Source organism: Methylobacterium sp. A52T (assembly GCF_053346095.1).
The window spans coordinates 23,591-30,780 of the sequence record NZ_JBKFBI010000063.1; the positions used below are offsets into that span (position 1 = coordinate 23,591).

The 7,190-nt window shown below is 72.8% G+C and carries 6 protein-coding genes; all 6 read left to right on the forward strand.

The genetic code is table 11. The features are described from left to right. Positions 1-11: 11 nt before the first annotated feature. The 6 genes from mqo to ACLBYE_RS16465 all read left to right on the forward strand — a co-directional run bounded on the left by mqo (position 12) and on the right by ACLBYE_RS16465 (position 7,158). Positions 12-1,523 carry a malate dehydrogenase (quinone) gene (gene mqo, locus ACLBYE_RS16440; protein ID WP_447694987.1) on the forward strand — a complete coding sequence of 504 codons (1,512 nt, stop codon included), beginning with the start codon at positions 12-14 and terminating at the stop codon, positions 1,521-1,523. Positions 1,524-1,630: 107 nt separating this feature from the next. Beyond that, complete coding sequence (locus tag ACLBYE_RS16445; RefSeq protein ID WP_447694988.1) at positions 1,631-3,043, forward strand: cytochrome ubiquinol oxidase subunit I; 1,413 nt, start codon at positions 1,631-1,633, stop codon at positions 3,041-3,043. A 6-nt stretch (positions 3,044-3,049) separates the two neighbouring features. After that, the gene (cydB, locus tag ACLBYE_RS16450; protein WP_447694989.1) at positions 3,050-4,036 is read left to right on the forward strand and encodes a cytochrome d ubiquinol oxidase subunit II; all 987 of its coding nucleotides are present in this window, start codon (positions 3,050-3,052) and stop codon (positions 4,034-4,036) included. 47 nt (positions 4,037-4,083) lie between these two features. Then, on the forward strand, positions 4,084-5,940 hold the full coding sequence (locus tag ACLBYE_RS16455; protein WP_447694990.1) for an FUSC family protein: 1,857 nt from the start codon (positions 4,084-4,086) through the stop codon (positions 5,938-5,940). Beyond that, entirely contained in the window at positions 5,937-6,161 is a 225-nt protein-coding gene (locus ACLBYE_RS16460; protein WP_447694991.1) for a DUF1656 domain-containing protein, read from the forward strand. Before ACLBYE_RS16455 ends, ACLBYE_RS16460 begins: the two co-directional genes overlap by 4 nt. Before the next feature lies 1 nt (position 6,162). Then, positions 6,163-7,158: an HlyD family secretion protein gene (locus ACLBYE_RS16465; RefSeq protein ID WP_447694992.1), complete on the forward strand. Its 996-nt coding sequence runs from the start codon at positions 6,163-6,165 to the stop codon at positions 7,156-7,158. Positions 7,159-7,190: the final 32 nt, after the last annotated feature.

A 7,190-nucleotide genomic window follows, 5' to 3' on the forward strand; every position in this document is an offset into this window, starting at 1 on the left:
GGAGGGGCCCGATGGCCGACACGAGCTTCGACGACGCTCCCGACGTGGTGCTGATCGGCGCCGGGATCATGAGCGCGACCTTCGGCACGATGCTGAAGGAGCTGGAGCCGTCGCTCAGGATCGCGTTGTTCGAGACGCTGCACGACTGCGCGCAGGAGAGCTCGGAGGGCTGGAACAACGCCGGCACCGGCCACGCGGCCAATTGCGAGCTGAACTACACCCCCCAGCGCCCCGACGGCAGCGTCGACATCGCCAAGGCCCTGGAGGTCAACACCGAGTTCGACATCTCGCGCCAGCTCTGGGCGCATCTGGTGAAGAAGGGCGCGATCCCGGACCCCCGCGCCTTCATCCATCCCTGCCCGCACATGAGCTTCGTCTGGGGGGCCGAGAACGTCGCCTTCCTCAAGGCGCGCTACGCCGCGATGTCGGCTCACCACTGCTACCACGGCATGGAGTACAGCGAGGACCCGCAGGTCATCGCCGGCTGGGCGCCGCTGATCATCGAGGGCCGCGATCCCGGCGAGCCGATCGCCGCCACCCGGATCGTCACCGGGACGGACGTCGATTACGGCGCCCTGACGCACCTGCTGGTCGGGCAGCTCGCGGCGCAGCCCGGCTTCGCCGTCCACTACAACCGCAAGGTCGTCGCCCTCGACCGGGTCGACGACGGCCGCTGGGCCGTGACCGTCGAGGACACCTACGACGCCACGCGCCGGACCGTGACGGCCAAGTTCGTGTTCATCGGCGCGGGCGGCGGCTCGCTGCCGCTGCTGCAGGCCTCGAAGATCCCCGAGGGGCGCGGCTACGGCGGCTTCCCGGTCTCGGGGATCTGGCTGCGCTGCGACGTCGACGCGGTCAGCGCGCGCCACCACGCCAAGGTCTACGGCAAGGCCGCCTCCGGCTCGCCGCCGATGTCGGTGCCCCACCTCGACACCCGCATCATCGGCGGCAAGCGCTCGCTGCTGTTCGGGCCCTACGCGGGCTTCTCGTCGCGCTTCCTGAAGCACGGGTCGCTCACCGACCTGTTCACCGCGCTGACGCCGCACAACGTCGTGCCGCTGCTGGACGTCGCCAAGGACAACGTCGCGCTCACCGAGTACCTCGTGGGCCAGGTGCTCCAGAGCTCCGACCACCAGTTCGCGACCCTCAAGGACTTCTTCCCCAAGGCGCTGAAGCAGGACTGGACCTCGGCGGTGGCCGGCCAGCGGGTGCAGACGATCAAGCCGACCGGCAAGGCGAACCCGCTGGAGGAAGGCTACCTCGAATTCGGCACGGAGCTGGTGGCCGCGGCCGACAACTCGATCTGCGCGCTGCTCGGCGCCTCGCCCGGCGCCTCGACGGCGGCCTTCATCGCGGTCGAGGTCCTGGAGAAGTGCTTCGCCGACCGGCTCACGCCGGACGCCTGGCTGCCCCGCCTCGAGGCGGTGATCCCGACCTACGGCATCGACCTCAAGCGGGACGCCGAGGCCTGCCGCCGCAGCCGAGCCGAGACGGCGCCGGTCCTGAGGATCGACAACGTCTGACAGGTTCGCGAGGCGCGGTTCCCCACGCCCCGCCGGCGGACATCTGAGGGTGCGACGCGCCCGCCCCGGGGCGGCGGACCGGCGGGCTTCGGCCGGAGAGAGGAACGATGGACATCTCCGCCCTGATGCTCTCGCGCATCCAGTTCGCCTTCACGGTCTCGTTCCACATCATCTTCCCGGCCTTCACGGTCGGACTGGCGGCCTGGCTCGCCTTCCTCCAGGCGCGGGCGATGATCTCGGGCGAGCCGGTCTACGACCGCCTGTTCGACTTCTGGCTCAAGATCTTCGCGGTCGCCTTCGGGCTCGGCGTCGTCTCCGGCATCGTCATGGCGTTCCAGTTCGGCACCAACTGGAGCGAGCTCGCCCGCCGCACCGGCCCGATCCAGGGTCCGCTCCTCGGCTACGAGAGCTTCACGGCCTTCGCGCTCGAGGCCTCGTTCTTCGGGGTGCTGATGTTCGGCCGCAGGCGGGTGCCGCGCTGGTTCTACCTGTTCGCCTGCCTGATGGTCTGCCTCGGCACCAGCCTGTCGTCGTTCTGGATCCTCGTGAACAACTCGTGGATGCAGTACCCCACCGGCTTCGCCCTGCGCCCGGACGGCGTGTTCGTGCCGACGGACTGGTGGGCGATCATCTTCAACGGGGTCGTCTGGGTCCGCTTCCCCCACATGGTCCTGGCCGCCTACGTCACCACCAGCTTCTGCGTGGCGGCGACGGGGGCGTGGTCCATGCTGCGGGGCCGGGACCGCGCCGAGGCCCGCGCCATGGTGCGGATGGGGCTCGGCCTCGCCGCGATCCTCGTGCCGCTGCAGCTGTTCTTCGGCCACCTCACCGGCGACTACGTGGTCCGGCACCAGCCCTCGAAGATCGCCGCGATCGAGGGCCACTGGGAGAGCCATGCGCCGGCCGGCGAGATCCTGTTCGCCTGGCCCGACGAGGCGCAGGAGAAGAACCACTTCGTCATCGCGCTGCCCGCCCCGATCGGCAGCCTGATCGACGACGGCACCCTCACCGGCAAGGTGATCGGCATCAAGGACATCCCCAAGGCCGACCGGCCGCCGGTGCTGATCCCGTTTTTCGCCTTCCGGATCATGGTCGGCTGCGGGCTGCTGATGCTGGCGCTGGCCTGGGGCGGGATGGCCTTCTACGCCACCGGGCGGCTGGAGCGGGCGCGCTGGCTGCAATGGGCGATCTTCCTGTCGTTCCCGCTGGGCTTCGTGGCGACCCTGACCGGCTGGTTCACCGCCGAGGTCGGGCGCCAGCCCTGGACGGTCTACGGCCAGCTGCGCACCGCCGACGCGGCGACGCCGTTCCTGGCCGCGCCGCAGGTGGCGACCTCGCTCGCCGTGTTCGGCGCGGTCTACGCGCTGATCTTCGCGGCCGGCACCGTCTACATCTACCGCATGCTCAGGGCCGGCATCCTGCCCACCCCGGCCCATGCCGGCAGCGCGGCCAACCCCAAGCGGCCACTCGCCGTGCCGGGCAACAGTCCCGGCACCCCCAGCAGCAATCCGGCGGAGTGAGCGGCCGTGATCGAATTCTGGGCCGCCGCCCTCGCCCTCACCCTGATGCTCTACGTGCTGCTCGACGGGTTCGACCTCGGCGTCGGCATGCTGTTCGGGATCGCCCCGGACGAGACGGCGCGCCGGCACATGATGCAGGCGATCGCCCCCGTCTGGGACGGCAACGAGACCTGGCTGGTGCTCGCCGCCACGATCCTGTTCGGCGCCTTCCCGACGGTCTACGCGCTGCTGCTCTCGGCCTTCTACCTGCCGCTCCTCCTGATGCTCGCGGCCCTGATCCTGCGCGGCGTCGCCTTCGAGTTCCGCTACAAGTCCCGGCGGCTGCGGCGGGTCTGGGACGCGGGCTTCGTCGGCGGCTCCTATTGTGCGGCGTTCGTGCAGGGCGTGACGGTCGGGGCGCTCGTGCAGGAGCTGCCGGTGCAGGGCGGGCTCTACGCCGGCGGGGCGTTCACGTGGCTCACGCCGTTCTCGCTGCTCTGCGGGCTCGGCCTGTGCCTCGGCTACGCGCTGCTCGGCGCCGCGTGGCTGTGCGGCAAGACCGAGTCCGACGTGCGCGACCTCGGCTTCCGGCTGCTGCCGCGACTCCTGCTGGGCGTCCTGGTCTTCCTCGGCGCGGCCTTCGCGTACGCGCTGGCGATGAACCTGCGGGTGCTGCACCGCTGGGTCGAGCGGCCCGAGATGCTGGTCCTGCCGCTCGTGGGGACCGCGGCCTGCGCCGGGCTCCTCTACGCGGCGCGGCGCCGGATCGATGCCCTGCCCTTCCCGCTGGTGGCGCTGATCTTCGCCGCCGCCTTCGCGACGCTCGCCGCCTCGTTCCTGCCCTACATGGTGCCGTTCAGCGTGACGGTGACCGAGGCGGCGGCGCCGGAGGCGAGCCTGTCCTTCATGTTCTGGGGGGCGGGGATCGTGGTCCTGCCGATCACCCTGATCTACACCCTGGTGGTCTACCGGGTGTTCAAGGGGAAGGTCGACATCGCCGAGCACTATGACTGAGCCTGCAGCCGGGTTCCCGGACCCACCCCGGCCGGTGAGGTCGCGCCGTGGCCGGTGAGGTCGCGCTCCCCGGCGACGCGCCGGGCCTCCTGCAGCGCGCCGCCGCATGGTGGCCGCGCGAGGCGGCCGAGGCCGTGCGCATCGCGCTCACCGCCATCGCGGCGGTCTGGCTCGCCATGTGGCTCGAGCTGGCGCTGCCGCACTGGGCCGGCTGGACGGTCATCTCGGTGACGCTCGCCTCCCGCGCGGCCTCCCTGCGCAAGAGCCTGTGGCGGGCCGGCAGCACGCTGGTGGGCGTCACCGTCGCGATGGTGCTGGTGGCCAATTTCGCCCAGGCGACCCTGGCCTTCGACCTCGCGCTGGCCCTGTGGATGGGCCTGCTCACCGCGGCCTCCAGCGTCGAGAGCGGCCAGCGCGCCTACGGCTTCGCCTCGATGGGCTTCACCGTGCCGATCATCGCGCTGGCCGACGTGCAGAACCCGGAGGCGGTTTTCCAGATCGGCGTCGACCGCTGCTCGACGATCCTCCTGGGGATCGGCTGCGCCTACGCGTCGAACGTGTTCGTGGCGCCGGGCGTCCCCGCCGTCAGCCGCGCCCTGGCGGGGCGGCTCGAGGCGGCCGCGGAGGCCTGCGACGCCTGGATGGCCGCCCTGCGGCGGGGCGAGCGGCCCGGCCCGATGCCGATCGCCGCGGTCATGACCCTGGGCGAGGAGGTCACCGACACGTTCACCGAGCAGCCCTCCCTGCGCTCCGGCGGCCGCGGCATCCGCAACGCCGCCCCCCGGCTGCGGCGGGTGCTCGCCGCGGGCCTGCTGCGGGCGCTGCTGCCGGACCGGCCGGGATCGCGCTCGACCGACCTGATCGGGGCCGGCGGGGCGATCGCAGTCCGGCAGGTCGGGCGCGTCCGGGTCTCGGCCCGGCTCCTGCGGGCCGGCGGGCGCGTGGGCCGGAGGCGCGTCCCGTTCCGCCCACACCTGCTCCTGTGGAACGACCTAGACTGGGACGGCTGGCACGCCTTCGACAACGCCCTGCGCACCGCCGCCGCCGTCCTGCTGGTCAACGGCTTCTGGTACGTCACCGGCTGGTCGCACGGGGCCGGCGCCGCGACCTGGGCGAGCCTCGTCTGCGTCCTGCTCGCCGCCCATGCCGACCCGCGGGCGGAATCCCGCGCCTTCCTGGTCGGCGCGCTGCTCGCCGGCGTGGTCGGGCTCACCGTCCGCTACACCCTGCTGACGACCACCGGGAGCTTCGCGCTGCTGGCCGCGGTGCTGCTACCGGTGGCGATGCTGGCGGTGGTCGGCCGCGCCGACAAGCGCGCGATCTACGGGATCGGCTTCGGGTTCTTCGTCTTCGGCGTGCTCGATCCCAAGAACCCGATGACCTACGACCTCGCCGACTCGCTCAACACCGTGCTGGCCGAGCTGCTCGGCATGGCGGTGGCGGCGATCGCCTTCGCCGCCCTGCCGCCGCCGGTGAGCGCCGCGACCCTGCGCCTGCGGGCCCGCCGCCGGCTGGTCCGGTCGGTGCGCGGCGCGGCCCTCGACCCGGCGCTCCTGCTGCCGCCGCTCGACCGCTACCTCGCCCGGGGCTTCGGCCGACTCGCCCTCATCGGCGCGGATGACGCGGCGACCCGGAGCGGCGAGCGCCTGCTCGTCATCGGGCTCCTGCTGCTCGCCCTGCGGGAGACGGACGACCGGGAGGGCCGCCGCGTCGGCCGGGCGGTCTGGGCGCGGCTCGCCGCGTCCCGTCCGGCGGGGCCGGAGACAGCGCCGGATCCCTTGCGCGCGCTCGCCGACCGGGCGACCCTGCCGCTCCAGGCGGAGCGCATCGGGGCGCTGGCCGCCCTCGTGTCGGATCTCGACCGCGCGGGCTGGCCGAACCTCGATCCGAGAGGGCGGGGGTGATCGGCGTGGTCGGATTGCGGGCGGTCGACGTGCTGGGGCTCTTCGTCGAGCCCGCGGTGATCTGCCTGCTCGCCGCCCTGGTGATCACCTGGGGCCTGCGCTGGATCCTGGACTGGATCGGCATCAATCACCTTGTCTGGAACCGCGCCCTGTTCGACTTCAGCCTCCTGACCGCCGTGACGGCGCTGCTGATCCTGTCCCTGCGCGTCCAGGGCCCGTGAGATGGCCCTGAACCCGCGACCGTCGCTGCGCGACTGGCAGCCGCCGCCCGCCTACAACGTCGCCGCCACCCTGCTGGCGCTGGCGGCGGCCGTGGGCCTCGCCTACCTCGCCTTCCTCTACTACGCCTACACGCCCTGGACCCGGGACGGGCGCGTGCGCGTCTACACCGTGCAGGTGGCTCCCGAGGTGTCCGGGACGGTGGTGGCGGTCCGGGTTCGCGACAACCAGTTCGTCAGCAAGGGCGACGTGCTGTTCACGATCGACCCCGGCACGTTCAGGAACGCCGTGACCCAGGCCGAGGGCGCCCTCGCCAGCGCCCGGGCGCGGGCCGGGTACCTCGCGGGGATCGCGCAGCGCACCGCCGATCTCGACGACCTCGCCACCACGCCGCAGCAGAAGCAGACGACCAGCGGCCAGGCGCAGGCCGCCCAGGCCGACGTGGTCCAGGCGGAGGCCGCGCTGGCGCAGGCGCGGCTCAACCTGGAGCGCACGACCCTGCGGGCGACCGTGAACGGCTGGGTCACCAACCTGCTGCTGCAGGAGGGCGGGTTCGCCGCCACGGGGCAGCCGGCGCTGACGCTGGTCAACGGCGACAGCTTCTGGATCGAGGGCTATTTCGAGGAGACGCAGCTCCCGCGCATCGGCGCGGGCGACACCGCGCGCGTGTCGCTGATGGCGTGGCCGGACCGCCCGATCCGGGGGCGCGTCACCGGCCTCGGCCGCGGGATAAGCGTCGCCGACGCCGCCCCGGGCGTCCAGGGGCTTCCGACGGTCAACCCGATCTTCACCTGGGTCCGGCTGGCGCAGCGGGTGCCGGTCCGGATCGACCTCGACGACGTGCCCTGCCCGATCGTGCTGGCGGCCGGGATGACGGCGAACGTCGCGATCCTGGCCGAGAAGGCCGGGTCGCCGGACGCCCTGCCGCCCGGCCGGCGCACGGGCGCGGCCGCCGGCCAGCGCTGCGACGGGGCGCCGGTCGTCGAGTCGCGGCGCTGACGGCCCGCGCCGGCCGGGAAAACCGGGCGGCG

Coding starts and splice junctions, on each gene's coding strand:
- mqo (WP_447694987.1), top strand. CDS start 12: ATGGCCGACACGAGCTTCGACGACGCTCCCGACGTGGTGCTGATCGGC.
- ACLBYE_RS16445 (WP_447694988.1), top strand. CDS start 1,631: ATGGACATCTCCGCCCTGATGCTCTCGCGCATCCAGTTCGCCTTCACG.
- ACLBYE_RS16465 (WP_447694992.1), top strand. CDS start 6,163: ATGGCCCTGAACCCGCGACCGTCGCTGCGCGACTGGCAGCCGCCGCCC.